This is a genomic window from Lysobacter sp. Hz25 (assembly GCF_046097045.1).
Lineage (GTDB): Bacteria > Pseudomonadota > Gammaproteobacteria > Xanthomonadales > Xanthomonadaceae > Lysobacter > Lysobacter antibioticus_B.
This window is the reverse complement of sequence record NZ_CP175666.1, coordinates 3605866-3630241: the sequence shown is the minus strand read 5'-3', so window position 1 is coordinate 3630241 and position 24376 is coordinate 3605866. Positions and strand designations below refer to the sequence as shown.

Annotated in this window: 21 protein-coding genes; 7 read left to right on the top strand and 14 right to left on the bottom strand. The window is 66.6% G+C overall.

What is annotated here, in order from left to right:
* Window positions 1-18 precede the first annotated feature (18 nt).
* The 5 genes from ACKN61_RS14885 to ACKN61_RS14865 all read right to left on the bottom strand — a co-directional run bounded on the left by ACKN61_RS14885 (window position 19) and on the right by ACKN61_RS14865 (window position 5842).
* Entirely contained in the window at window positions 19-1755 is a 1737-nt protein-coding gene (locus ACKN61_RS14885) for a hypothetical protein (RefSeq protein WP_408950192.1), read from the bottom strand.
* Between the two features lie 458 nt (window positions 1756-2213).
* Window positions 2214-3230 (bottom strand): VOC family protein, encoded by a 1017-nt coding sequence (locus ACKN61_RS14880; RefSeq protein ID WP_408950191.1) that lies wholly within the window; start codon window positions 3228-3230, stop codon window positions 2214-2216.
* 295 nt (window positions 3231-3525) lie between these two features.
* Window positions 3526-3822 (bottom strand): hypothetical protein, encoded by a 297-nt coding sequence (locus ACKN61_RS14875; protein ID WP_408950190.1) that lies wholly within the window; start codon window positions 3820-3822, stop codon window positions 3526-3528.
* A 246-nt stretch (window positions 3823-4068) separates the two neighbouring features.
* Window positions 4069-4446: a helix-turn-helix domain-containing protein gene (locus ACKN61_RS14870; protein WP_408950189.1), complete on the bottom strand. Its 378-nt coding sequence runs from the start codon at window positions 4444-4446 to the stop codon at window positions 4069-4071.
* Between the two features lie 553 nt (window positions 4447-4999).
* On the bottom strand, window positions 5000-5842 hold the full coding sequence (locus tag ACKN61_RS14865; protein ID WP_408950188.1) for a class I SAM-dependent methyltransferase: 843 nt from the start codon (window positions 5840-5842) through the stop codon (window positions 5000-5002).
* 317 nt (window positions 5843-6159) lie between these two features.
* Here ACKN61_RS14865 and ACKN61_RS14860 point away from each other — a divergent pair, with 317 nt between their 5' ends.
* The 4 genes from ACKN61_RS14860 (at window position 6160) to ACKN61_RS14845 (ending at window position 11298) form a co-directional block, all read left to right on the top strand.
* Complete coding sequence (locus ACKN61_RS14860; RefSeq protein WP_408950187.1) at window positions 6160-8244, top strand: M13 family metallopeptidase; 2085 nt, start codon at window positions 6160-6162, stop codon at window positions 8242-8244.
* A gap of 208 nt (window positions 8245-8452) precedes the next feature.
* Window positions 8453-8875 carry a YqaA family protein gene (locus ACKN61_RS14855; protein WP_408950186.1) on the top strand — a complete coding sequence of 141 codons (423 nt, stop codon included), beginning with the start codon at window positions 8453-8455 and terminating at the stop codon, window positions 8873-8875.
* A 340-nt stretch (window positions 8876-9215) separates the two neighbouring features.
* Window positions 9216-10643, top strand: a complete 1428-nt coding sequence (locus ACKN61_RS14850) for a glycosyltransferase (RefSeq protein ID WP_408950185.1) — start codon at window positions 9216-9218, stop codon at window positions 10641-10643.
* Window positions 10644-10695: 52 nt separating this feature from the next.
* A complete protein-coding gene (locus tag ACKN61_RS14845; RefSeq protein ID WP_031370035.1) occupies window positions 10696-11298 on the top strand; it encodes a DUF6445 family protein in 603 nt (200 codons plus the stop codon).
* A 174-nt stretch (window positions 11299-11472) separates the two neighbouring features.
* Here ACKN61_RS14845 and ACKN61_RS14840 read toward each other — a convergent pair whose 3' ends face one another.
* Window positions 11473-11703: a DUF4287 domain-containing protein gene (locus tag ACKN61_RS14840; protein ID WP_031370034.1), complete on the bottom strand. Its 231-nt coding sequence runs from the start codon at window positions 11701-11703 to the stop codon at window positions 11473-11475.
* A 234-nt stretch (window positions 11704-11937) separates the two neighbouring features.
* On the opposite strand from ACKN61_RS14840, the gene ACKN61_RS14835 reads away from it, so the two are divergent.
* Complete coding sequence (locus ACKN61_RS14835; protein WP_408950184.1) at window positions 11938-12861, top strand: M14 family metallocarboxypeptidase; 924 nt, start codon at window positions 11938-11940, stop codon at window positions 12859-12861.
* 232 nt (window positions 12862-13093) lie between these two features.
* On the top strand, window positions 13094-13474 hold the full coding sequence (locus ACKN61_RS14830) for a YciI family protein (RefSeq protein ID WP_408950183.1): 381 nt from the start codon (window positions 13094-13096) through the stop codon (window positions 13472-13474).
* A gap of 62 nt (window positions 13475-13536) precedes the next feature.
* On the opposite strand, the gene ACKN61_RS14825 is transcribed toward ACKN61_RS14830, so the two are convergent.
* On the bottom strand, window positions 13537-13935 hold the full coding sequence (locus ACKN61_RS14825; RefSeq protein WP_408950182.1) for a hypothetical protein: 399 nt from the start codon (window positions 13933-13935) through the stop codon (window positions 13537-13539).
* Between the two features lie 6 nt (window positions 13936-13941).
* Window positions 13942-15582, bottom strand: coding sequence for a tyrosinase family protein (locus tag ACKN61_RS14820; protein WP_408950181.1), 1641 nt, complete (start codon window positions 15580-15582; stop codon window positions 13942-13944).
* Window positions 15583-16163: 581 nt separating this feature from the next.
* On the opposite strand from ACKN61_RS14820, the gene ACKN61_RS14815 reads away from it, so the two are divergent.
* Complete coding sequence (locus ACKN61_RS14815) at window positions 16164-16841, top strand: class I SAM-dependent methyltransferase (RefSeq protein ID WP_408950180.1); 678 nt, start codon at window positions 16164-16166, stop codon at window positions 16839-16841.
* A 63-nt stretch (window positions 16842-16904) separates the two neighbouring features.
* Here the strand turns inward: ACKN61_RS14815 and ACKN61_RS14810 are convergent, their stop codons facing one another.
* From ACKN61_RS14810 to ACKN61_RS14785, 6 genes are all read right to left on the bottom strand, one after another.
* Complete coding sequence (locus tag ACKN61_RS14810) at window positions 16905-18080, bottom strand: esterase/lipase family protein (protein ID WP_408950179.1); 1176 nt, start codon at window positions 18078-18080, stop codon at window positions 16905-16907.
* 245 nt (window positions 18081-18325) lie between these two features.
* Window positions 18326-19954 carry a proprotein convertase P-domain-containing protein gene (locus ACKN61_RS14805; protein WP_408950178.1) on the bottom strand — a complete coding sequence of 543 codons (1629 nt, stop codon included), beginning with the start codon at window positions 19952-19954 and terminating at the stop codon, window positions 18326-18328.
* Window positions 19955-20346: 392 nt separating this feature from the next.
* The gene (locus ACKN61_RS14800; RefSeq protein ID WP_223620018.1) at window positions 20347-20760 is read right to left on the bottom strand and encodes a hypothetical protein; all 414 of its coding nucleotides are present in this window, start codon (window positions 20758-20760) and stop codon (window positions 20347-20349) included.
* Window positions 20761-20812: 52 nt separating this feature from the next.
* A complete protein-coding gene (locus ACKN61_RS14795; protein WP_408950177.1) occupies window positions 20813-22264 on the bottom strand; it encodes a DUF2235 domain-containing protein in 1452 nt (483 codons plus the stop codon).
* 133 nt (window positions 22265-22397) lie between these two features.
* The gene (locus ACKN61_RS14790) at window positions 22398-23507 is read right to left on the bottom strand and encodes an alpha/beta fold hydrolase (protein WP_408950176.1); all 1110 of its coding nucleotides are present in this window, start codon (window positions 23505-23507) and stop codon (window positions 22398-22400) included.
* 418 nt (window positions 23508-23925) lie between these two features.
* A complete protein-coding gene (locus ACKN61_RS14785) occupies window positions 23926-24222 on the bottom strand; it encodes a hypothetical protein (RefSeq protein ID WP_408950175.1) in 297 nt (98 codons plus the stop codon).
* Window positions 24223-24376 lie beyond the last annotated feature (154 nt).

Genomic DNA, 24376 nt, shown 5'->3' with positions numbered 1-24376 from the left:
CGTCTACCTCGGCGTCGTCTACATCCTCGACGCCGTCAGCCGCACGTCGGCGTTGCGCCAGGCCTGGGCGAACTCGCGCTGGGTGTCGGTGGCTTCGGCGTTCTTGTTCTGCGCACGCAGGCTTTCGGCCAAGCCATACAGGGACCAGCCGTTGCCGGGGTTGCGCTGCAGCTCTTCGCGATAGACGCGCTCGGCCTCGGCCGGGCGGCGAGCGTCGAGCAGCACCGCGCCGAGCGTTTGCCGTACCGGCGCGTGCCAGCCTGGGGGCTCGTCGTAGGGAATGCGGTCCTCGATCGCCATTGCCTCGCGCAAGGCGGCCACGGCGACGTCGTGCTTGCCGCGCGCCGCGGAGATCTCTGCGGTGACGACGCGTTCGGCGATGCGCGCCGCGTGCGACAGCGGGTAGCGATTCCACACGGTCAGCTTTTCCATCGCCGGATCGGCGGCGAGCGGGCGCAGGGCTTCCAGATGGCGTTGCGCATCGGCCAGGCGGCGCTGCCGCACCGCGGCCATGGCCTGGGTGTAGTGCCAGATCGCGGTGACGTAGGGCAGGTCCGGCGCCGGGTTGGGCGCCTTGGCGATTTCCTCCCAGCGGCCGAAGCGCACGCGTTCGAACCAGGGCGTCATCCAGTAGTGCTGCAGCACCGCGAAGCCGTCCTTGCGCATCAGGTCCTGCAGGTTGGTGCGCTCGGCGGTGGTCTTGGCCGCGGCATGCGCGACCGCGCTGCTGCCTTCCATGCTGGCAGCGAACCACAGGAAGTGGTGGTTATGCGGCACGTAGCCGAGCGGATACACGCCCTGGGTGTTGCCGCGACACAGCTCCAGATAGGCGTCGTCGGCTTCGATGGCGCGTTGGTTGGCGATCACCGCGTCGTGCCAGCGCCCGACCCGCGAATAGATGTGCGCGGGCATGTGCACCAGATGGCCGGAGCCCGGGATCAGTTCGCGCAGGCGGTCGGCCGCGGCCGCGCCGCGCTCGGGCGCGGACGAGGCCTCGACGGCATGCACGTACAGATGCAGGGCGCCGGCGTGATCGGGGTTGCGCGCCATCACCGATTCCAGGGTCGACACGACTTCGGCGGTGCCGCCCTTGGGCCGCTGCTTTTCGTCGTAGTAGTCCCAGGGTTGCAGGTCCATCAGCGCTTCGGCGTGGAAGGTCGCGGCGTCGAGGTCGTCCGGGCGCTGTTGCACGAGCTTGCGGGTGGCTTCGGCATAGGCCAGGTCGAGCGGTTTGCGATCGGCCGGCGGGTTCTGCGCATAGCGCGCCGCCAGTGCCTGGATGAAGGCGCGTTCGCGTTCGCTGGCCTTCGGCGCCAGCGCCTGTGCGCGTTGCAGCCGGGTCCAGGCGTCGCCGTTTTCCTTCGGGTCCATCGCTGCGTTGACGTGCGGGCCGAGCACCAACGCCGCGCCCCACCAGCACATGGCGCAATCGGGGTCGAGTTCGGTGGCCTTGAGGAAAGAGCGTTCGGCGGCGTCGTGGTTGAAGCCGTAGGTCAGCATCAGGCCCTGGTCGAACCAGCGCTGCACCTCGGGGTGTCGGCTGGTGACCGGGAAGCGGTAGTCGCCCAGGCCGTCGAGCAAATGCGCGCCGACCATGGCCAACTGCGGCGGCGACACCGCCGGCTCCGGGGCCGGCGGGTTGTCGGCGGTCGGGCCGGTGTTGCGGCAGGAGGAGACCGTCAGTAAAGCGAGCGCCAGCAAGGCGACGGCGCAAGACAGGACGAGGGGGCGGAACGCGGGCAGCGGCAGGTACATGGGGCCTCCCGGAATGCGCGCGGGCAGCGCGGCAGCCGTGATGGACTTCGGCCAGGGCGGGCACGGCGGCCAGCGTCGCGGCCCCTGGGTGGGGACGGCAATGGCCCGTCGCGCGCTTCGCAACCCCAGGCGCGGCGACAGGCCGGTCGGAACCCGAAGATTAAAGCAGCGGGCGCATTAAGACGGAGTCAGGGACGAGGCCATGAATGAGGCCTGGGGATCGGGCAGGCGACGGACGGCGACCTCGGCCGTCATGCCGCCACGCCTGCGCCAGGTCCGCCAAGTGTTGTTCCAGCAACAGGCGGACCTTCTGCGTCGGTATCGAATGCGTGCGTCCCGGTCCGTATCGGGGGGCCGTGATCGACCGGGAGGAAGGGCAGGTTCACTCGCCGCAGCCACCAACCGGAAGACCTGTGGCCCATCGGTGATGTGAACCCGCCTGTCGTCGACCCGAGTATTCAGCCGGGGGCCTTCGCGCAGGCAGCGGCCTGCGACGACGCATGAAACTCGATCAGCAGCCCCAGGTCGCTTTGGGTCGGCGCCAGGAAGGCCTCGCCGAGTAGCCCACGGTAGCTTGCGAGTTCGGTTTCGTATCCGCGCTCGACTCGCCTTTTCGCCAACCCGATATCGGCCACGGCGATGCTGAGGCCGAGTATCTGGCGACCGCCGCTGCGCAGCGCCTGCGCAGCCACGCCGGGGCTGTCGGGTTGCAGGACGAGCACTCGCTTCTCGCCCACTGGCACGCAGTAGCCTTGCGCCGCTATCTGCGGAATGCGCACTGGCGTAGCGCCGGCGAGGCCCATCCGCTCGAACTGTCTGCGATCGGCGTCGGCGTCCGAGGAGAGCAGCCATAACCCGGTCACTGCCTGGGCACCGTTCGGGTGCTGCGGAGCGATGCGCTCGTCGGAGACACGCCCCGGGGTGGGGTCCAGCGCGGCGTAATCGATGAAGAATAGATTGCTCGAAAGCGGCTGCGGCTCGAACGCGAACAGTCGCCAGCGCGGCGGCCTGGCCGGGCCGTCGCCATCGGGATCGGTGAGCGAGGCGGTGAAGATCGGCGTCGGCACGAACGCCTGTTGCTGCAGGAACTTATGCGCCTGGTCGAGGATCGACGAGCGCAGGCCGAAGGTCCGCGAGCCCGCGCCACCGCGAAGCATGGCCTGGTCGGCCTGCATGCCCGGGTCCAACTCGGCATCCGCCCGTTGCAGGCCGAACACCTCCAGATAGCTGCGATCGGCCATCCGCACATAGCGATTGGCCACGCCTCCGGCACTGCGCCCCGGCCTGACCTGGAAGCCGAGCTTGACCGCCATGACCGCGCTGATCTGGTCGATGTCGCGCCCCCACAGCAGGGCGTGGTCGATCTCGGTGGTGTTCCCGACCGATTCGGCTGCAGTCGCCACCGATGACGCGATACCCAGGACCAGGGCCGACCACAGGACGAACGTGCATGTTGCGCTCTTGCTTGGCTTCAACCTCATTCCCAACCTCCGTGCCTACAGTGCGATGGCAGGCAGGATGCGAGCACGGCCGCCATCGAGGCGAGCACGGACGGCCGCTGCGGAGCATGGGCGGATGAATGTTTGCTGCGCACGATCGCTGCCGCTGACGCCGGAGCAGGGCGCATGCTGCGCGATCCTTCGCAAGTCGTCGTCGCGAGCTTGTCCTGAGCGCGCCGCTTCTTGCGTCAATCGTCCGTGTGGACGCAATGCGGCCTGCCGATATCCGTGGCAGACCCCATTGCGTCCACAGGATTACCCGATCAGCGCTTTAGACCGTGACCGATACCGTCTGATTCCAGACCGCGCCGACCGGTGCGCTGGCGTTGTTGTAGGTATACGGTGTGGTGCCAACGGTGACGGCGAACTTCGCCGGGCCGCCCCAGTTGATGCCGACCATGGTCAGGTCGTACTTGCCCGGCGGCAGGATCGAGTTCAGGTTGACGGCGTAGCTCACCGGGTCGTTGTAGCCGGAGGTGATGTGGAGGATCTCGGAGGTACCGGCTCCGGTCGATGCGACGATGTAGAGTTCGTTGTCGCAGGCGCTTACGTTGATCGCGGTTGCCATGTGGATATTCCCTTTCCGGTGTGAGTGATGCTGCGGAGTGAATGAAACGGTGTTCACTTGTCTGCGGCGGTTGGTCGTCGGGTATTGCGTTCCCGCTGTGCGATTCGGAGAGAGGTGCCATGCATCGTCACCTCCGCGCGAACCAACGCTGCAACCGCAGTATTCGTGAAGGCATTCGTCGAAACGGTTTCAATAAAGGCTCACGCAGGTATCAGTTCCAACGCATTCCGGCGGAAGCAGGGCGCCTTACGGGCCGTCGTTTCCTGCGAGCGCGTTCGGTGCGGCGCGAACGATCCGCGTGACCGGTACGTCGAAGCAGCGGGCCAGCTCGTGAGCGATGCGGAAACGCACGGCGCGGCCGGATTCGGCCCGTTTTATCGTGGCGATGGACACACGGATGTTGCGCCGCCAACAGTCGTCGGCGAGGTCCTGTTGGCTCAACAGGCGGCTTTGCCGTAGCCGACGCAGCAGCTCGCTGTCGAGAACGACCTGTCCCCGGTCCAGCAGCGGCTTTGCGTGGTCCGCAGCGGCGGCATCGTCGTTCCCGGACAAGGCAAGCGCGAGGGCCGATGGCGAGTCGAGCTCGTTGTCTGCGACGGGGTCGGGCAGGATGAAGTAGTCCATTGAGCAATCCTCGCGGGTATGGGGTGTGACCGCGTCCGAGCGGCCTCGCATCGCTGCTCCTTGTCCTCGACGCCCGTCCGAACTGCGACGGATCGAAAGGCTGAATGGATTGCGATGCGTCGACGATCACGTTGACGGCGAAAGCCGCGGCCCGCCTTTCGGAAACCTGCCGGTTCGTATCCTGCTGTTTTGCTGCGCGTTTCTTGTGAAACGGCAGTTGGTCCGCGAATCGGGATTCGCGAGTTGCCGAGGTTCGGCAGGAAACGGGAAGGTTTGCAGGCCGCGAAATCGCGATGAAATTCGCTCGCTCAGTCGATCGGCGGGCGATGAGTCGGGTCGATGACCGCACAACGAGTTGATCGGCCGTTAGCCAAGGTTAGTCAGCGTTAGCGAGGTCGAAAGGATCGGACGACGCACACGGCGTCGCTGTGCGTCGAGTCGGCGCGACCGATGAAGGACGCTTTGGATGGCTTGCGGCAGCGGTTTGTCCGGTGCGCCAAGTGCGGACGACGGTCGCGACTGAGGTCCGATCGGTTCGGTCGCGGGGAGCGGTTCAGCGTCGGGTGCCCAGTACGCCGTCCAACGCCAGTTCGGCCTTGAAGCCGGCTTTGTCGAGCCGCTTGGCCACTTCGCGCGGTACATCGCGGCCGCTGGTGAGTTTGTTCGGGCTGCCGGTGTAGTGGAACAGGCGTCCACCGCGGCGCAGCACCCGCGCCAGATGATCGTAGAACGTCTGCGAGTACAGCTCGCCGGCGATGCCGAATCGCGGCGGGTCGTGGAGCAGGGCATCTACCGAGGCATCGGCGATCCGGGCGATGGCCTGGGACACGTCGGCATGGGTCAGTTGCAGGCGGCCGCCGCTGGCGGCTGCGTCCGGATCGGGCGACCAGGGGTTGAGAGTGCGCAGCCACAGCACGTCTTCGTTCTTCTCGAACGAATGGATCTGGGCGGCGCCGGCTTCGAGGCAGCAGGCGGCGAAATAACCCAGGCCGCCGCAGGTGTCCAGCACGACCTTGCCGCGCGGTTCGACCAAGGCGACCTTGCGCTGCGCATCGTCGATCGGCGAGGCCTTCGAGGTGGGCAGCATCTTGATGCCGTCGATCTCGAAGGTCGGCGCGCCCCATTCGGTCGGCACCAGCTTGATCAGCGAGCCGGAGAAACGCGACACCGGCGCGAAGTCGTCGCCGTCCCAGTGGTAGATCGTGCGGTCCTTGAGCTTGGACGGATACCGATAGCGCTGATCGCGCCAGATCCAGGCTTCCGCTTCCAGTCGCGCCTCGCCGGTCGAACGCCCCAGATCCAGGGAGCCGGTCCAGGTGCCGGTGCCGGCGGCGCGCGCGGCCAGCAGTGTTTCGGCGTCGGGGCGGGTAAGCAGGGGACCGGAGTAATGCGGCACGGCAGGTATTTCCTTGGGACAATGATCGGCAGGCGCGCAGGCGACGAAGCGGGGCGCGCCCGAGCGTGGGACGGAACGATAGCGCGGCAGGCCGATCGCGGCCAAAAGAACCGCCAGGCCTCGGGTTCGGTCGCGGGGACCGCACCAAGCCGCGATCAGGCCGGATAGGCTGGAAACCCGTGACGCCAGGACTTATGCCGGCGGCCATCACGGCCATCTGTGCCAATCCTGGCTGATGACTGCGCCCCCCAAACCAACGGCCTACGACAGGCCGGCCGGGCTGCGCTAGGCTGCGGCCTTTCCAGCGGGGACCGCATATGAAGCCTTCACGTTTGAGCCTGGGCCTGGCGCTTGCCGCCGCGCTGGCTATTCCTTCCGTCCACGCCGCCGATTCCACGGCAAGTTCCGCGGCCGGCGCCGCAGGCAAGGGGCAGCCCCGGCTCGGCAGCTTCGGCGTCGACATGTCGGCGCGCGACACCAAGGTCAAGCCCGGCGACGATTTCAATCGCTATGTCAGCGGCCACTGGCTCGATACCTATCAGCTGAAGGACTACGAGACCTCGTACGGCTCGTTCAACATGTTGCGCGACCAGTCCGAGGCGCAGGTGCACGCGATCATCGAATCGCTGCAGCAGCGCAAGGATCTGGCGCCGGGCAGCGATGCATCGAAGCTGCGCGACTACTACGCCAGCTACATGGACCGCGCCGCCCGCGACGCTGCCGGCATCCGCCCGCTGCAGCCGGTGCTCGACCGCATCGCCGCGATCGACTCGAAGGACGCGCTGGTCGCCGCCTTCGGCAGCACCGACCTCGATGGCACCACCGCGCCGCTGCGTTTCGGCGTCGACCTGGACCGCAAGGACCCGGATCAGTACCTGGTCGGCCTGCGCGTCGGCGGCCTCGGCCTGCCGGACCGCGACTATTACCTCAACCAGGACGCACGCTTCGTCGGTATCCGTACGGCGTATCTGGCGCACATCGAGCGCATGCTCGGTTTTGCCGGGGTGAGCGATGCGAAGGCGCGCGCACAGGCGGTGCTGGCGCTGGAAACCGAGCTGGCCAAACCGCAGTGGGAGCGCGCCAAGCTGCGCGACCGCGACAAGACCTATAACGTCGCGAGCTTCGCCGAGCTGAGCAAGCAATACCCGGGCTACGACTGGGCCGCACAGGTCAAGGCGCAGGGCATGCCGGCGCTGGACCGGGTCAACGTGATCACTCCGAGCGCGGTGCAGCCGGTGCTCGAGACGATCGCCGCCACGCCCTTGCCGGTGTGGCGCGATTACCTGAGCTTCCACGCCGTGCGCAACAATGCGCCACTGCTGAGCCGCGAGATCGACGATGCCTCGTTCGCCTTCACCGGCACGGTGTTGAGCGGTCAGAAGGCCCAGCGCGACGATTGGAAACGCGCGGTGGCGACGGTCGCCGGCAGCGACGGCCTCGGCGATGCGATGGGCAAGCTCTATGTCGAGCGCCATTTCTCGCCGCAGGCCAAGGCCGCGATGCAGACCTTGGTGGAGAACCTGCGTAAGGCCCTGCGCAGCAACATCGAGAAGATCGACTGGATGGGCGAGGGCACCAAGGCCGAGGCCTACCGCAAGCTCGCCAGCTTCCGTCCCAAGGTTGGCTATCCGGACAAGTGGCGCGACTACGGCAGCGTCGCCATCGTCCCGGGCGACCTGATGGCCAATGTCATGCAACTGCGCCGCTACGGCCGTAACGACCAGGTCCGCCGCATCGGCACCCGCCCGGACCGCGACGAGTGGTTCATGACGCCGCAGACGGTCAACGCCTATTACAACTCGACCTTCAACGAGATCGTGTTCCCGGCCGGCATCCTGCAGGCGCCGTTCTTCGATCTCAACGCCGACCCGGCGGTGAACTACGGCGGCATCGGCGCGGTGATCGGCCACGAGATGGGCCACGGCTTCGACGACCAGGGCAGCAAGTCGGATTACGCCGGCATCCAGCGCAACTGGTGGACCGACGCCGACCGCGCCGGTTTCGAACAGCGCACCCAGGCCCTCGGCGCGCAGTACAACGAGTTTTGCCCGTTGCCGGGCCAGTGCGTCAACGGCGCGCTGACCATGGGCGAGAACATCGGCGACGTCGGCGGCATCTCGATGGCCTACACCGCCTATCAGCTCAGCCTCGGCGGCAAGCCGGCGCCGGTGATCGACGGTTTGAGCGGCGACCAGCGTTTCTTCCTGTCGTGGGGCCAGATCTGGAAGGGCAAGTACCGCGACGAAGCGCTGCTCAACCAGATCAAGACCAACCCGCATTCGCCCTCGCAATACCGCGCCAACGGCCCGTTGCGCAATTTCGACCCGTGGTATCGCGCGTTCGAGGTGAAGCCGGGCGACGCGATGTACCTCGCGCCGGACAAGCGCGTGCGGATCTGGTGAGTACGGATCTGGTGAGCTGAGCATCAAGGCGTAGCCCGCGGCCGCGGGCTTCGCCGCACGGCCGATACTTGCGAGACAGCGGGGCAGCTTTCGAGTCCGTCCAGGACGAAGAATGTCTGCCCCGTTGCATTGTCGGCGATGCCGATGCTGGGCCGCGCGACTGGCTTGGCGTGCGAAGGGGCGCGGCGGCGACGCTAGAATGCGCGCGATGGCTTATCTGGGACTGTTCCTCACCGCGTTCGTCGCCGCCACCTTGTTGCCTGCGCAATCGGAAACCGTGCTGGCGGGAATGATCGTGGCCGGCTATACGCCTTGGTTGTTGGTGGTGGTGGCCAGCATCGGCAACGTGCTCGGCTCGACCGTCAACTGGTGGCTCGGGCGCGAAGCGGCGCGTTTCAGCCACCACCGCTTTTTTCCGGTCAAGCCGGCGGCGCTGGCGCGCGCCCGCGCGTGGTACGGCCGTTACGGCAAGTGGACGTTGCTGTTGAGCTGGCTGCCCGTCGTCGGCGACCCGCTGACGCTTGCTGCCGGGGTGATGCGGGAGCGACTGCGAGTGTTCCTGCTGATGGTGAGCATCGCCAAGACCGCGCGCTACGCAGTGCTGGCGGTCGTCGCTGCGCGCTACGCCTGAGTGCGTTGACGGCGGCCCGGGGCGTTGGCGCGATGTTGCTTCGGTGCGCGATCGCTGTTCGTCGACGGGGTGCCGGGTCGTATCCGCAGCCATGCAGGAGCGGTATCTCTGCCATACAACCAAACGCCTTCGGTCCGCATCTACTGTCAAGGCCCACTTGGCAGTCTCGGTTCGCTCAAAGGGGCCTTGTACAATCCGCCCAAGAGGCGCGCGCGGCCTTCGATCGGCCGCTGCCGCACCTGTTCTGTCCAATGTTCTCGCTGCTTCGCGCGCGGGAGGTTCGGCCAGGACGAGGGCCGCCGCACTCGTCGCCGAACTTCATCAGCACAGGGATGTACGCATGGCCGGCTCTATCGCGTTGATGCTGTCGAAGACGGGCGGTCCGCCGTTTCACGGCTCGGTCGGCTACGTCAACGATACGATCGGCAGCATCCTCGCCCGTCATCGCTGGCGGGTGCGTGCGTTCGAGCCGCCGCGCAGCGACCTGGGCGAAGAGGCCATGCTGCCGTTCGCGCTGAGCGCGCGCCTGGCCGCGCTGGATGCATCGTCGGCGTCCGACGTGGCCCTGTTCGACGGCGCCGGCACGTCTATCCGCACGCCCAGCCGCGGTTGGGCGCGGCGCAACCTGATGCTGTATCACGGCCTGGCCTACGGCACCGGCGTGTGGATGACCTCGCGCGACATCGATCTGCATTGCGCGAACTCGCCTTATCTCGAACGCACCCTGCACGCGACTTTCGCCTTTCCCAACTGGCGCCGCCGCAGCTGCCTCAATCCGCACGGCATGCGCGCCCTGACCAGCCTGCAACTGCCGGTGCCCTGCGTCGAAAGCCCCGATGGCCACCCGGGTTTCGGCTACGGTGCCGACATCCCGCCGCAGGTCCTGCGCCGGCTCGAGGGCGACCTGGTCTGGGGGCATGCGTTGCAGCCGGGCAAGCAGGATTGGTTCGCCACCTTGAGCGTGATGTATTGGCTCAACGAACTGCGTGGCGGCCCAAGCGCGAAGGGCATCAAATTGCTGGTCTCGGAGTCGTCGCTGACCCTCGACGCCCGTCGGGCGATGGACACGATGCTGGCCGGGAGCGGCCGCTCCTGCGACGACTACTTCGTGCCGGTGCCGAACCTCAACCAGCGCGCCTTGTTCCGCCTGATGCGGGCCAGCCACTTCGCCCTGGCCTACAACCGGTTTCCCGAGCCGTTCGGTTTCTACGTGCTGGAGTCGGTCCACAACGGTTGCCCGGTCTATACCAACGGCGTCGGCAACAACCGTTTCCTGCTGCCGCCCGGCAACGGCATCACCGTGCTGGAAACGCCGGCGATGGCGGCGCAGGCGGACGGCCGGCAAGACCCGGCGGCGTATCGCTGCGTCGCCGAACGCATCCTCGGCGACCTCGGCCAGCGCGAGGCGATCGCCGGGCAATGCCGGCGCGGGGCCGCGTTGATCAAGGAGCGCTGGTCGGTCGCGGCGTTCGAGCGTAGCTTGCTGGCGGCGCTGGACCGGCTGGAGCATCCTTTGCCGTCCGAGCCGGATTTCGAAACGCTGCAGGTGCAACTGAGCCCGCTGGTGCGTAGTCTGGACCCGAGCGGCCGCAGCCTGAACGACTATGCGAGCACCACGCTGCGGCCGGAGACGGTCGCGCTGGCGACGCAGTTGCTGGGGCAGCGTTGCGCCGACCTGGCTTCGGACGAGATGGAACGCATCGAAGCCGGCCATCGTCTGTTCGCCGGCGGCCTGCTGACTTTGTCGACCGCTCCCGTTTCGCCCTGAGCTGCTTCATTCTTTCCGGCTTCGTCCCCTCATTGATCGTCCCGCCGCTGCCATGCCCACTTCCCTGATCGTTGTCGACGACTTTTTCGAGCACGCGAACGGGCTGCGCGATGCGGCCTTGCGTCTGACGTATCCGGATCAGGAGGGCGCGTTCCCCGGGCGCAATTCGCTGGAACGGATCGAGCTGGACGGCCTGGCCCAGTACGTGTCCAGCATCGTCGGCGAACGCCTCAAGGTGATCTCGCCGCTGGGGTCGCATGCGAAATTCCGCATCACCCTGGGCTCGGACCAGGGTCGCGGCAAGGTTCATGTCGACCCCGGTTATTGGTCCGGCGTGCTCTATCTCAGTCGTCCCGAGGACTGCCGCGGGGGCACCGATTTCTTCCGCCATCGCCGCACCAACACTGATCGCCGCCCGATGAACGAGCGCGAGCTCGCCGAGCTGGGGTATGCCTCGATCGACGAGGCCCACCAGGACATCATCGAGCGCGACGGCCTCGACGACAGCTGCTGGGAGACGACGATGACGGTGCCGATGCGCTTCAATCGCCTGATCCTGCTGCGGCCGTGGCTGTGGCATACCGCCGGGGCGGGCTTCGGCGACAGCCTGCAGAACGGCCGCCTGGTCTATCTGATGTTCTTCGAGGCCGCATAAATCGCGCGAAGCCGGCTGCGGTTCGCCGAGCTCTCTGGCTCCGTCGTTGGTTCCGTCGTGCCGCTTGAGTCGAGTGCTTTACCGAGTCGAGCCCTGCCGAGCAGGGCTTCGACCTGAGGCCCGGTCGGGCCTCGTGCGCTCCTCGTCTTGCCGGTGCCTGCGTACGGCAGAGCCTTACTTGTCGCCTTCCTTCTTGCTGCCCTTGAGCAGGGCCACGATGGCCATGGCGTGGCCTTGCCCGAGTTCGAAGTCCTGCTTCAGCCAGGCGATGATGTCGCCAGCCTTGATGCCCGGCTTCAGGCCCTTGGCGTCGGCGAAACCCTTGCTTTTGGCGAGGGAGCGAAACTGGGCCGGGGTCTTGCCGGTCTTGGTCTGGATATTGTCGAGATAGGCCTGGAAGGACATCGGTACGGCTCCTGGAGTGGTTGGCTGGGGCGGTCGGTTTTCGCCCTTGTGCCAATTCGACGAACGAGGCGCCGACGAATCGACACGGTGTTTGGTTCCGGCGCGAATTTTTTTCGACGGCTCACCGCCTGGCCCTGGCTGCGTGCAGAAAGGCCGAAGCCCGCTTGACCGGCCGCTTCCCGGGCCGGTGCTAAAATACCGGCCTTTCCATCACGCACCAGAGCGAGCGACGCGATGACCGCACCAGCTTTCTACCCGATCGGCACGCCCGGACAAGCCTGGGGCGCGGCGGAAGTCGCGCAATGGCGTTCCAGCCAGGTCCGCCATCGCAGCTACCAGGCCGACGTGGTCAGCGTGATCGAGGGTCTGCGCTCGCGTTTCGATGTGGTCGAGTACGGCCGTCTCGACTATGCCCCCGACGCTTATCCGCTGTTTGCGGTCAAGAGCCGCGACTGGCAGGACGGTTTGCCCTGCATGCTCGTCACCGGCGGCGTGCACGGCTACGAAACCAGCGGCGTGCACGGCGCGCTGGAATTCGTCGAGCGCCATGCCGCCGACTATGCCGGCCGGATCAATCTGCTGGTCGCGCCCTGCGTCAGTCCCTGGGCCTACGAACGCATCCACCGCTGGAACGTCGACGCGATCGACCCGAACCGCTCATTCCGCGAAAACAGCCCGGCCGAGGAATCGGCGGCGCTGATGCGCCTGGTCGCGCCGGTGCGGGCCGAGGTGCTGATGCACATCGACCTGCACGAAACCACCGACAGCGACGAGTCCGAGTTCCGCCCGGCCTTGGCCGCGCGCGACGGCAAGCCCTACGAGCCCGGCGAAATCCCCGATGGCTTCTATCTGGTCGGCGACAGCGAAGACCCGCAACCCGAGTTCCAGCAGGCGGTAATCGCCGCAGTCGAGAAAGTCACCCATATCGCCCCGGCCGACGCCCAAGGCGAGATCATCGGCTCGACCGTGGTCGCGCACGGCGTGATCAATTACCCGGTCAAGTCGCTCGGCCTGTGCGCCGGCATCACCGATGCCCGCTATCGCACCACCACCGAGGTCTATCCCGACAGCCCGCGCGCCACGCCGGAGCAGTGCAATGCCGCGCAGGCGGCGGCGGTGCGCGCGGCCATCGATTTCGCTCTGGCCCACCAGGCCTGAGCGCCGCGGCGCCGGTCTCGGCCGGCGCCGCAAGTTCCGAGGGCCGCCCTCCGCGGCGGCCTCAAGTGGGTAGGGCCCGAGCGGCTCTGGGCCGGCCTGTCCCGGCCCTGCACCGATTTCCGCGGGCGTGTCGATTTCCGCCCTGCTGGTTCGTCGTCCTGACAGGAGCGGGTTTCAAGCGCCGGAGCTTCCGGCGGCCGCGCTCCATCGATGCGACCACCAGGAGACCTGCATGCGCTTTCTTTCGATGATCCGGATCAACGAAACCACCTGCCAACCGCCTACCGAGCAGTTGCTGGCCGACATGGGCAAGTTGATGGAAGAGATGACCCGCGCCGGGGTGCTGATCGGCACCGCCGGTCTCACGCCGAGTTCCGACGGCGTGCGCCTGCGCCTGCGCGGCGGCAAGATCACCGCGACCGACGGCCCGTTCACCGAAAGCAAGGAGGTGATCGGTGGTTATGCCTTGCTGGAGGCGAGTTCGAAGGAGGAAGCGATCGCGCATACGCGCCGTTTCCTGGCGGTCCACGGCGATGCCTGGGACATCGAGTGCGAATTGCGCCAGTTGCAACCCGACGGCGAGTGCGGCGGCGAGCCGATTCGAGTCAACTGACTGAAGTCGATTGATTCGCCGCGACCGAGTCGCTGCAGCCGGAGCAGATGCTGAGCGTGCGCTCAGGGGCCCTGGTCGCCGCTGAGAATCACCCGTACGCCGCGTACTTCATCGGCGGACGCCTCGCGCGGCGCGGCGTCCGCGCGGGTGATGCGGATCCGCACACGCAACGGCGCGTCGCGCACCGCATCGGCGGGCAGCGGCAGGGTATAGGTGCCGGCGCCGCGGCCGGGACGGATGCCATGGGGCGAGATCACACCCAGCCTGCGTCCCGTGTCGAGGCTCACTTCGACCTCGTGCCCGGTGGGGAGCGCGTCCAACTCCACTTCGAGGAAGGCGCGCTCGCCGGGTTTGGGCGCATGCGGCAGCGTCAAACTCATGTAATCGCGGCTCGCCGCGCACCCGCCCTGCACCATCAGCAGGGCGAGTGCGAAGACGACGGCGACGAGGCCGCGAGACATGCCCGATCAGCCGCCCGAGGTGATCGAAACGGCTTTCACCGGCACCGGGTCGGCCGGTTGCGGGCCCGAGGGCACCAGGCGGATGTTCAAGCGGGTGCTGGCGCCTTCGGCGGTGGAGAAGGCCTGCAAGGTCTTGCGCAAGGGCACGGCGAACGTGGCCGAGTGCGACATCGCCATGTTCGGCATGGTCGAGCCGAAGAAGGCGATGGTGCCTGCGTAGTAGGGGCTGTTCGCGTCGACCTGGCCGACCTCGGCCGGCGCGTTGACCAGCACGTCGAATTCGCGCGCGAGCGCCAATCCGTCCGGGCGGTCGAAAGTGACCTCGGCGATCAACGGCGCCGGCAAGGCACCGGCCAGATGGCGTTTCACCAGCGCCGCCGGCAAGGTCACCGAGGCCGCATTCGCTTCGACCGCGCCCTTGATCGAACCGAACCGTTCCGCCGACGCCTGCAACTTCGGCCGCGTCGGCAGTTCGCTGCCGTAGCCCGGGCCGTAGTCGTAGTCGAAGGCGGTCGTGCTGACGTAGTCGCCGGCCTTGCTGGGGCCGACGAAGCCGCCGTCGCCGTCGACGTAGAACAGGAAGGGCTCGTTCAGGAAGGTGTTCGAATCGCTGCCGGTCGGCAGGATCGGCAAGCCGGCCAAGAACTGTTTCTTCGTCCACAGATACCACAGGCGGTCCATGTTCGAGTGGTGCAGATAGAAGATCGGGTCCACCGGCGACAGGAAGTTGGTCATGTTGCCGTAGGGGCCCGGGTCGATCGGGCCGACGCCGCCGATGTAGTTGTGCACCTTGTTGTGCGGGAAGCCTTCGAGGATCGAGAAATGGGTCGAGCCGTCGGGCTGCACCAGATGGGTGGCGGTCTTCGAGCTGGCGAAGCTGTTGCTGATGCTGGGATCGTAGAACAGGGTCGGCGCCAGCCCGGAATCGATGACGTGCGGGGAGACGTCGTAAGTCGTTTTCTCGTCGAGCTTGGGATTGGATCGCGACAAGTAGCGCGCAGCGCAGGTGACCACGAAGGCCTGGTTGCCGGAGATGCCGGTCTTCTGCGCCACGCTGTAACCGGTGACATCGTTCCAGACCTCGTCGAAGGTCGAGTAACCGCGCGACTGCAACTGCGTGCGCTGCGCGGCCGACAGCGAATTCCAATACTTGACGAGCGAGGGCTTGATGAAGGAGGTGAACTTCGCCAGGTTGCCGGTATACGGCGAATAGGCGCCGTCGGTGGGGGTGAGAACACCGTCGAACATGCCCGCGGGGATTTCCGGATGGCGGGTCCAGTCCCAGAACGGCATGGCGAAATTGGGATCGTTGCTGAGCCTGCGGATGGCGCGTTCGAAGTAGCCCACATAACCGCGGTGCCAGACATAGAACCACCAATTGCCGTGCGGGCAATCGAGGAAATGGGTGAAGGCGTTGCGGAACCAGTTGAGCGGATCTTCGGGAGGCAGCTTGAGCATGGCTTCGATGCCGCGCGCGTAGCTGACCAGCATCTTCTGGCCTTCCGGGGTGGCGACGTCGTAACGACGCCAGCGCGCTGCCTTGTCCGGCCCTTCGGCGCCGGCGGCGAGGGCCGAGCCGAACGGCAACATCGAGCTGCCGAGCGCGGCGGCGGTGGTGGTCAGAAATTCGCGACGTGTATAGCGCATCCTGCAGTCCTCCTGGTTCGTGGGCGATCCGTAATCGGCTGCATGGTTTGCCGAGCGCTTTGTTCCGCCTCCTCGAATCGCGTCGATGCGGCTCGGCTTGGATGTCGATGGGCATCGAGCATCGTTCGCGCGGCGGGCATCTTCGAAGTTGGCGGCCATCTTTCGGTCGTTGAACGATGCAGAGCGCTGAGATCGCCGTTCACGGCCGTCGATGCAGCGCTTCTCCGGGATGGACGTAGCGAGGGGAGCGGGGCGGCCAGGCCGGTGACGAAGTCGGGCCGGCGGTCGCAGTTTCGAGCAGGCGGCGGACACGGGTCGTCGCGAAGCGGCCTTCGCTCAACCGCGGCCTGCTGCTGGGTGACGAGGCACCGGTCGGCCTGTACTGGCTCGGCATCGCCATGCGCGGCGAGGCCCACGCTCGATTCAGGCTTTCCGCCTCGCGACCGCCCGCACAGGTGTAGGATGCAGTTCGTAAGCCGTTCCAATCGCGCGTCTCGCCCGACCGATCCTTGATCGCTCGCTTCGCTCCCTTTCACGCGTCACCGCCCTGATCCAGGGGGACGCCTACGTGGGGGCGGCTTTTGCCCGGCTATACCACCCGCAATCTCTCCCTGACCGTAGGCGGCGACGCCTGGGGCTTGCGAGTGTTGAGCGATCTGCAGCAGTTCAGCGATCCCGATGGCCATGGCGAACGCCTGGGCATTTCCACCGCGCAGTGGAGCCTGTTCGGGCAGGTCTGGCCGGCCGGGCAATTACTGGCGCAGGCCATGCACCGTTTCGCCATCCATGGCGAGCGCATCCTCGAACTCGGCTGCGGCATCGGCCTGGCCAGCCTGGTGTTGCAGCGGCGCGGGGCGAACATCGTCGCCAGCGACGTGCATCCGCTCACCGAACCCTTCCTGGCCTACAACGCCGCATTGAATCGACTGCCGGCGGTGCATTACCGGCAATTGCGCTGGGACACGCCGCTGCCCACGCTCGGCCGCTTCGACCTGATCATCGCCAGCGACGTGCTCTACGAGCGCGATCAGGCCGAGTTGATCGGCGACGTCATCGCACGGCACGCCTTCGACGATGCACAGGTGCTGATCACCGACCCCGGCCGCGGCAACAGCGCGCGCTTCACCCGCTTGATGCTGGCGCAGGGCTACTCGGTCGAAGAGCGGCGCTGCCCGATGAACGATACGGACCTGCCTCCGCATCGCGGGCGCTTATTGCATTACAGCCGCGGCGGCGGAAACGGTAACCCGTCGTCGTAAAGGCCCAGGCTTGATCGGGCGCTCGACGCGGCGGTCGATGACGGTTCCGCCGTCTGGGCGCTTCTAGCGATTCACCGCCGGCCCGTTCACCCCGGCATAGCCGTTCGCGCAGCCGGTCGTGCAGGTGGTCGCCAGCATGTTGTAGACGATGCGGCCGGCGTTGGTCTTGGAGCGGAAGTGGCCGATGCCGTTGCTGGTATCGCCGCCGCCGGCGTTGTAGGGGCTGCCGTCGCTCCAGTCCCAATCGTAGGCATAGGCGGTGCTGCCCACGCCGATGTCGACTTGCGCCTTGACATTGCTGGCGGCATTGAACAACGCGCCGCTGCTGCAACCGGCCGAGTAGCTGGTGGTGAAGCACTGCACCTGGTCGTGCAGGCCGGCGGTGATCGTGTAGAAGGCGATCCCGCTGTACATCGCCGGCATGGCGCGTAGGCTGTTGCTGCCGCTGCCGGTCCAGCGGTTATAACCGTAGTAGGCGACGCCGCTGCTCGGGTAAAGGCCGAAGGTGTAGTAGTCGTACGGAAAGACATAGGCCTCGGCGTTGCAGGTCGGCGCATACGGCGATTGATAGCCGGTGCTCAGGCAAGTCTGCAGGCCGCGCAGCCCGCCGCCGATATTGACGAAGCGGCGCACGCTGGCCTGATAGCCGTGGTAGCGCAGCATCGCCAGGGACATCGATGCGCCCAGCGAATGGGTGACGATGTCGACCTGGCTGCGGCCGGTGTAGGTTTTGACCTTGTCGATGAAGGTCTTGAGGATCTGGTACTTCGCCGGCTGGTGATAGTTGTACTGCGGCGAGCTGCGCTCTTCCGCATCCAGATAGGTCACGCCGAACAGCTCGCAGTCGTTATAGCCGCGCGCCTTGAGCTCGTCGTACATCGAATGGGCCGGCGTGGCGTAGCCGGTGACCGCCGCCGGCGGCATGTCGAAGCTGAGCGCGGTGTCGCCGTTGCCGGAGACGAACACGACCGGCGTGCGCGTGGCGATGCAATCGCCGCCCCCGAAGCCACCGCTGCCCACGCCGGGGCTGAAACCTCCCGCGTACTGAGAAGCCGTGCCTTGGCAGGTGTAGCCGTTGTTGCTGCCGCAATCCAGCGCCCGAGCGGAGGAGGGCGCCAGCAGGGCGAGCGCGCCGAGCATGGGCAGCAGCGCCGCCAGCGCCGGGCCCGAGGCAGGGGTGGAGTCGAAGACGGAATCGGATGGACCGAGGCAAACCCACTTCAGCGCAGTGCGGAGCATGAGTGCATCCCTCCCCAGGGTGTCGGCTCGACGGCGACGAACGCCGGATCGGGCCGATGCTGGACCTGTGGGGTGGGCTTGGGTATTGCACCTATGGGCGATGCCGGGCAGCGAAGCGAGGTCAGGTTCGCCTTTCGAGAAGAAGTGAAAGGGGCGCAGCGATATCGATTCGCTGCGCCCCTCCCGATGCGGCCCGCCATCGAAGCTCGGGACGCTTCATCACGCCGCCGAAGCGGCGGCATTCATCAGAACTGCAGGCTCCACTGGTCGATCTTGCCCACGTCGGCGCGGGCGTTGTCGTTGACCAGCAGCTTCCAGGTGCCGTTGGCCGCTTCGCTGGAAGCGTTCACGGTATAGGTCTTGATGATGTTGTCGGCGCTGCCGCCGCTGCGGTTGTGCAGGGTGTAGCGGGTGCCGTCCGGCGCCACCAGGTCGACGCGCAGGTCGCCGATGAAGGTGTGCTTGATGTCGACCGCCACCTTCAGCGTGGCCGGCGCATTGCCGGAGACGCCGCTGACGACGATCGGGCTTTCCACGCTGCGCAGGTCGAGGATCGGGTAGTCGCCGGCGTTCTCGAAGAACGTCTTGCCGCTGACCGCGACCTGCTTGCTGACGCTGTGGCTGGCGCCGTCGTTGTCGGTCACCGTCAGGGTGACGGTGTAGGTGCCGTTTTCGAGATAGGTGTGTTCGGGATGGGCCTGGGTCGACTGGCTGCCGTCGCCGAAGTCCCACAGATGCGAGGCGATGACGCCGTCGCGGTCGGTCGAGGTATCGGTGAAGGCGACCTTGAGCTCGGCGGCGGCCAGGCTGAAGTCGGCGACCGGCGGGTACAGCACCTTCAGTTCGTCGGCGCCGATGTCGACCGTGCGCACGCCGTCGCCGTTGCCGTCGATGACGCGCTTTTCGCCGTCGATGTCGGTTTCGGGCAGGAAATCGGCGGTGGCACCGGCGTCGACGGCGGGCGAGCCGGCGGCGATGTGGTAGTTGCCGGTGGTGGGGGCGACGAATAACGGGTCCGCGGAAAGGTTGCCGTTGATGCCGGTCTGGTCGGCGACGCCGACGTAGTTGCTGGTGTTGTTGAAGACGAGGTTGTTCTTGAACAACGGATGGTTCGCCGGGGTGCCGTTGGTGATCTCGAAACCGACCGCGTTGCTGGCCAGGATGTTGTTCTGGTACAGGTGCAGGGTCGAGTTGACCTGGGCGCTGACCTTGATACCGGTACGGTTGCCGACGATGGTGTTGTTGGACACCTGCGGGCTGTTGCCGCTCGGCAGGGTCATGGTGATGGCCCGGCAGGGGTTGTCGACGATCAGGTTGTTGACAATGTCAGGCGAGGAGCCGTTGACGAAGGTGATCACGCCGGACAAATGCTGGGTGTCGCAGCTGTTGTTGCGGAAGATATTGCGCTCGATCAAGGCAGAGGAGCCGTTGCCGCCGATGGCCGCACCGTAGCCGCCCGCGGTCTGGGTGTTGGTGTCGAAGATGTTGCCGACGATGCTCGGCGAAGCGGCCAGGATGTCGATGCCCGCACCGAAGCTGGCGCGGCCGTTCTTGATGGTGAAGCCTTCCAGGCGCGCGGCCGGGCCTTCGCCGCTGTCGAACACCAACACGTTGCCGCTGTTGCCGCCGTCGATGATGGTCGCCGCCGGGCCGCCCTCGCTGATCACGGTGATGGCTTTGCCGTCGTAATTGAGGCGTTCGGAATAGCTGCCCGGCGATACCAGCACGGTGTCGCCGGCGACGGCGGCGTTGATCGCGGCCTGGATGGTCGGGTAATCCGCCGGGACCCGCAGGGTGGTCTGCGCGGCGGCGGGCAGTGCCAGCGACAGCGCCAGCGATGCGAGGGCGGTTTTTTTCAGTTGCGTATGCTTCATACCTGCTCCTTGGTGTGATGATCGAGAGACCTGCGATGACGCGCCGTGCCCCGATTGCGCGAGCGGACGCGCCCGAGGCCGCTGCGCGGCTGCGAACCTTCGTTTCGGCACGATCGAGAGACCCCGGGGCGACAGGACATGGCCGGCGAGCGAAGCGCTTCGGTCCGGGGCATGTCCTCGTGCACTGTAAGGCAGGGGTGTCGCAGGGGATGAGCCGCAGGGTAGGCGCTCGCGACCGATTCCCTCGCCGCTTCCTTGATGGAGGCGCGGTCGCTGTGGTGGCGCGGTCGCGGCTCGCGCCGCTCCTACCTCTGGGGAGTTGCCGACTTTAGACCATGAAAAAGCCGGGTCCCATAGGAGCCCGGCTTGGTTCGCTTCCAGTGCGTGGCGGTTTACTCCGCGGCGCGGCACTTGGTCAGCTTGAGACCCTGCACGACGGTGCCGACCTGGCCTTCGTTCATGCACTCGAACACCAGGGTCGAGGACTTCTGGAACGGCTGGATCTCGTTGCCCTCGAACTTGGCCTTCAGCGCTTCCTGCTCGGCGACTTCGAAGGCGGTGTCGAACATCGCGCCGTCCTCGGCGATCGCGCCGAAGTAGGTGCCGCCGGGCTCCGAGCCCATGCGCATCAGCTGACCGGAGAAGGCCAACCGGCGCCCGTCGTACTTCTTCCCCGCGGCCTCGGGATTCGCGGCGTATTCGGCGGCGATTTCGTTGTAGCTCAGCACGGTGGTCTGTGCATGGGCGGAAAGAGCGCACAGGCCCAGGATGGCCATGGCCGCGAGGGCCGCCGGTCGAACATGCATATCGATCACCTCCGTATGTGGGCGCGTAGGCTCGATAAGAATGTCGATGCTGTCAAGTTTCGTGCGGCAGCGACTCCGGGCACGAGGCGGTCTCGGCGACCGCGTAGTAACGGGTCAGCCGCACGTCCAGGGCCAACGAGTCCGGCCGATAGGGACGGACCTCGCCGCAGTGGCGCACGGAGGTCAGGTCGAAGCGTTCGTACACGCTGCGATGGAGCGGTGCGCCGCGCGCCTCGATCCGCGACTTGGCTTTCCAGGCGATGCGCCACCCCTGCGGGACCCAGTCCGGGTAGCGATCGAGCATGCGTTGGATCTCGCAATGCTGCATGCCGGCCGCGGAAGGGAACAGGTGCAGGCGGCTGCGGTCGACCCGCAGAGGGTGCGGCAGTTCGGCGGTCTGTTCCAGCATCCACGACAGGGCGATGTCGGACAGCCGCGATTCGTCTTCGTCGTAGCTGCCGCCGATGTCGGAATGGCAGCCGGCGAACCAGACCTGGCGCAGCCACTCCGGCTCGCCGGGCTCGTACGCCACGTGCTGGCCTTTCACGCCCCATTCGACGCGGGCGAAATCGGCGCGGCGCTCGTCGATGGACAGCGCATGGCGTGCGTAACGGACGCGGCGGCCCAGCAGCCGGTCGTAGAAGCCCGAACGCCAGCCGGCGAAGTGCCAGCGAAAATCGCCCGGGTTCGGAAAGTCGCGGATGGAGCGGTAGTGTTGCTTGAACAACTGGTAGACGCCGGCCAGGATCAATCCGCCGAGGTAGGGGACGATGTAGCGCCCCAGATCGAACCCGTACAGGATGGCGCAAGGCAGGACGATGGTCAGCGCGACCAGCAGCGACACCATGATCCAGCGCAGCAGGCCCTTGGCCCCGAGCGCGGCGACGGTGTCGAACACGCCGATGAAATACGGCACGACGTTCGACTGGCCGTCGATGTCGCAGCCGTACTTGAGGCGGAAGCGCCGGGCTTTCTCCTTGCGTTCAGGCTCGTACTTGCCGCGGTCCTTGCCCGCGCCGTGCTCGTAGACCTGCAGTACCGCCTCTCGCGCAACCCGCATCAGGCCGCGGCCGTAGCGCGGGATCGGCTTGCCGTCCGCGCCGTGGGTGGGCACGCCGCACAGGTTGAGTACGCCGCCGACGCAGCGCGCGGTGTAGGCGCCGCGGCTGAAACCGAACAGATAGATGCGGTCGCCGGGCTCGTAGTGTTTCAGGATCGCCGCATAGCATTCGACGATGTTGGTGCTGATGCCGGTGCCCATCGCCGAGCTGAAAAACTTGCGCATGGTGCGCAGGAAACGCAGGCGGACGTGGCCGGCATCGGCGTCGGTGCCCAGGCCGGCGTCGTAGAAGGCGACTTGCTCGGCCGGGTCGATCGGGCTCTCGGGGCCGTTGCGGGTGGCCCGGTACAGCTTGTAGACGTTGCTCAGGCGCTGGTCGGGCCGCAGCCCACCGGCCTGTCCGGTGCCATCGGCGAAGATGAGGATGTTTTTCGATCGGTCCACGGCCGACATTGCGATCTTCCCTGTAGCCCTGTGGCTATGGGTAGGCAACGTGGATCGGGGCGCAGGTCGGCCATGGATCCGCGATCGGGGCCGGCGGCCGCATCGGCAGCGCGCCGGCCCGCGTGCGCAGCGGTTACTGCCTGGCCTCGTCGTCCTTGGCCAGCGGGCGCACGTATTGCAACAGGCTGGCCAGGACTTTGCCGGGTTCTTCCCACTGGATCATGTGCGAGGAGTGCTCGAACCACACGCCCTGCTTGTACGGCGCCTTGACCTGGGCCAGCCAGTCCGCGGTCGGTTGCGACGGCGTGGTGTAGTCGTGGCGGCCCATGAACATCACCACCGGGATCGGGAATTCGCGGACCTTGCTGAAGTCGACGGTCACGAACTCCGGCAGCACGCGGCCGAGGCTGAACTCGTTGCCGCGGTTGACCGCGGCGCGGTCGCAGTCGTTGTACTCGGGCGACAGCAGCGGGGCGCGGTAGAAATACAGCGACTCGTCGCGGTAGGCGGTCATACCGCCGTAGTACTGCGACCACTTGCGTGCGGCGATGATGCGTTCGCGGGTGATCGGCTGGTCGCCGGGGTAGGGTGCGATGGCCTCCATCTCCTTGATCGCCTCGGTATTGCCGCGCGCCTTGGCCTGCTGCATGCCGTAATCGAAGCTGATGCGCTCGTTCTCGCGGACGTTGATGGCCTGGCCCACGCCGAGGTAGGCATGGAACAGGTCCGGCCGCTTCAGCGCCGCGGTCATCGCGACGATGGTGCCCCAACTGTGCCCGGCCAGCACCACCTTGCGCTTGCCGTAGCGCTTGCGCACGTACTCGGCGATCTCGATGGCGTCGTCGGCATAGCGTTCGACCTGCAGGGTGTCGGCATAAGCCTGCGGATCGTGCGAGGCGAAGGTCTTGCCGGCGCCGCGCTGGTCCCAGTTGACCACGGTGAAGAATTCCTCCATCGGACGCTGAAACTGCCACATCGTCGGGATCAGCGGCGAGGCCGGACCGCCGTGGGCGAACAGCAGGATGGGGTTGGCCTTGTCCTGGCCGCGCACGTTGATCCACTGGTCGATGCCGCCGATGCGCACGGCATAGGCTTCCTGGACCCCGTTCGGGGCGACGATGCGGCTGAGGTCCTGGATTACCGCGCGGGCGCGCTCGTAGTCCGAGGTGTTCTTGCATTCCTCGGCCAGAGCGAGGCTGGGGACGGACAGCAGCAGGGCGAACAGGGCGGGCATCGTCTTCATAGGCAGTTTCCGGATCGGTGGTCGACAGGACGGCGCAGCGAGCGGATCGGTGGCGGTACGACGTGTCGGCCGGCCGATGCTTCGTTGCGTGGTGCAAGTGATGCGGCGATGGCGGAAACGGTTGCATCGACGGCGGCGTCGCGCGAGGGGCGATGCCTGCAACGTTCAGACGTGGCCGGTGTTAACCACGGGCCGATGTCGGCCGATGACCCGAGGCCTCATGAGCGGATCGAAGCGCGGTTCGGGCGCAATACGCGTACGCCGGCAGGGAGGTCGGCTAGTTCGGCCGGTCGGGAAGGATCGTCGCGTCCCAGGGGCAGGCCGATGGCGAAGCGGGGTCGGAGACTCTAGCGGTGATAGCGGTCTCCGACCCGGCTCTCAACTCGGAAGTCTTCGAATCGGAAGTCTTCGAATAGGCTTAGGGAACATAACTGCACGTGACGTTCACCGCACTTTGGGCGGCGGAGAACTGCATCTCGTTCGGGGTGGCGGTGCGGCTGGTCCAGCTGTCGCTGCGATAGTCGTAGATGGCGTCGAGATACACGGCATCGTCCACGCCGAACTTGATCACGGCGTTGTTGCTGAGCGTGACCGTGAAGCTCTTCCGGTCCTGGCCCAGCGTATAGCTTTGATTGATGACGTCTTCGGAATAGATGGTCCACTCCTGGTCGGCTCTGGTGCCGTTGTAGATAAAAAGAGTCTTGTTTCTGGACATCGGACGCTCCAATCGACGATCGTGGGAAGGCAGTGCGCGCTGTCAGGTTCACCTTCGCCATGCAGCGACACCCGGACGGATGCAAGGCGGCCAGCCGCCTCGTCCGTTGCATGTTGGAACGCGGGCCGGACCGGTGCGTGAATCCGCCGGGGAG

Bases quoted from the DNA above. Each gene is read 5' to 3' on its own strand.
- ACKN61_RS14835 (WP_408950184.1), top strand. From the start codon at position 11,938: ATGACCGCACCAGCTTTCTACCCGATCGGCACGCCCGGACAAGCCTGG.
- ACKN61_RS14885 (WP_408950192.1), bottom strand. From the start codon at position 1,755: ATGTACCTGCCGCTGCCCGCGTTCCGCCCCCTCGTCCTGTCTTGCGCC.
- ACKN61_RS14785 (WP_408950175.1), bottom strand. From the start codon at position 24,222: ATGTCCAGAAACAAGACTCTTTTTATCTACAACGGCACCAGAGCCGAC.
- ACKN61_RS14805 (WP_408950178.1), bottom strand. From the start codon at position 19,954: ATGAAGCATACGCAACTGAAAAAAACCGCCCTCGCATCGCTGGCGCTG.
- ACKN61_RS14825 (WP_408950182.1), bottom strand. From the start codon at position 13,935: ATGTCTCGCGGCCTCGTCGCCGTCGTCTTCGCACTCGCCCTGCTGATG.
- ACKN61_RS14830 (WP_408950183.1), top strand. From the start codon at position 13,094: ATGCGCTTTCTTTCGATGATCCGGATCAACGAAACCACCTGCCAACCG.
- ACKN61_RS14790 (WP_408950176.1), bottom strand. From the start codon at position 23,507: ATGAAGACGATGCCCGCCCTGTTCGCCCTGCTGCTGTCCGTCCCCAGC.
- ACKN61_RS14820 (WP_408950181.1), bottom strand. From the start codon at position 15,582: ATGCGCTATACACGTCGCGAATTTCTGACCACCACCGCCGCCGCGCTC.
- ACKN61_RS14845 (WP_031370035.1), top strand. From the start codon at position 10,696: ATGCCCACTTCCCTGATCGTTGTCGACGACTTTTTCGAGCACGCGAAC.
- ACKN61_RS14860 (WP_408950187.1), top strand. From the start codon at position 6,160: ATGAAGCCTTCACGTTTGAGCCTGGGCCTGGCGCTTGCCGCCGCGCTG.
- ACKN61_RS14800 (WP_223620018.1), bottom strand. From the start codon at position 20,760: ATGCATGTTCGACCGGCGGCCCTCGCGGCCATGGCCATCCTGGGCCTG.
- ACKN61_RS14840 (WP_031370034.1), bottom strand. From the start codon at position 11,703: ATGTCCTTCCAGGCCTATCTCGACAATATCCAGACCAAGACCGGCAAG.
- ACKN61_RS14870 (WP_408950189.1), bottom strand. From the start codon at position 4,446: ATGGACTACTTCATCCTGCCCGACCCCGTCGCAGACAACGAGCTCGAC.
- ACKN61_RS14810 (WP_408950179.1), bottom strand. From the start codon at position 18,080: ATGCTCCGCACTGCGCTGAAGTGGGTTTGCCTCGGTCCATCCGATTCC.
- ACKN61_RS14875 (WP_408950190.1), bottom strand. From the start codon at position 3,822: ATGGCAACCGCGATCAACGTAAGCGCCTGCGACAACGAACTCTACATC.
- ACKN61_RS14855 (WP_408950186.1), top strand. From the start codon at position 8,453: ATGGCTTATCTGGGACTGTTCCTCACCGCGTTCGTCGCCGCCACCTTG.
- ACKN61_RS14850 (WP_408950185.1), top strand. From the start codon at position 9,216: ATGGCCGGCTCTATCGCGTTGATGCTGTCGAAGACGGGCGGTCCGCCG.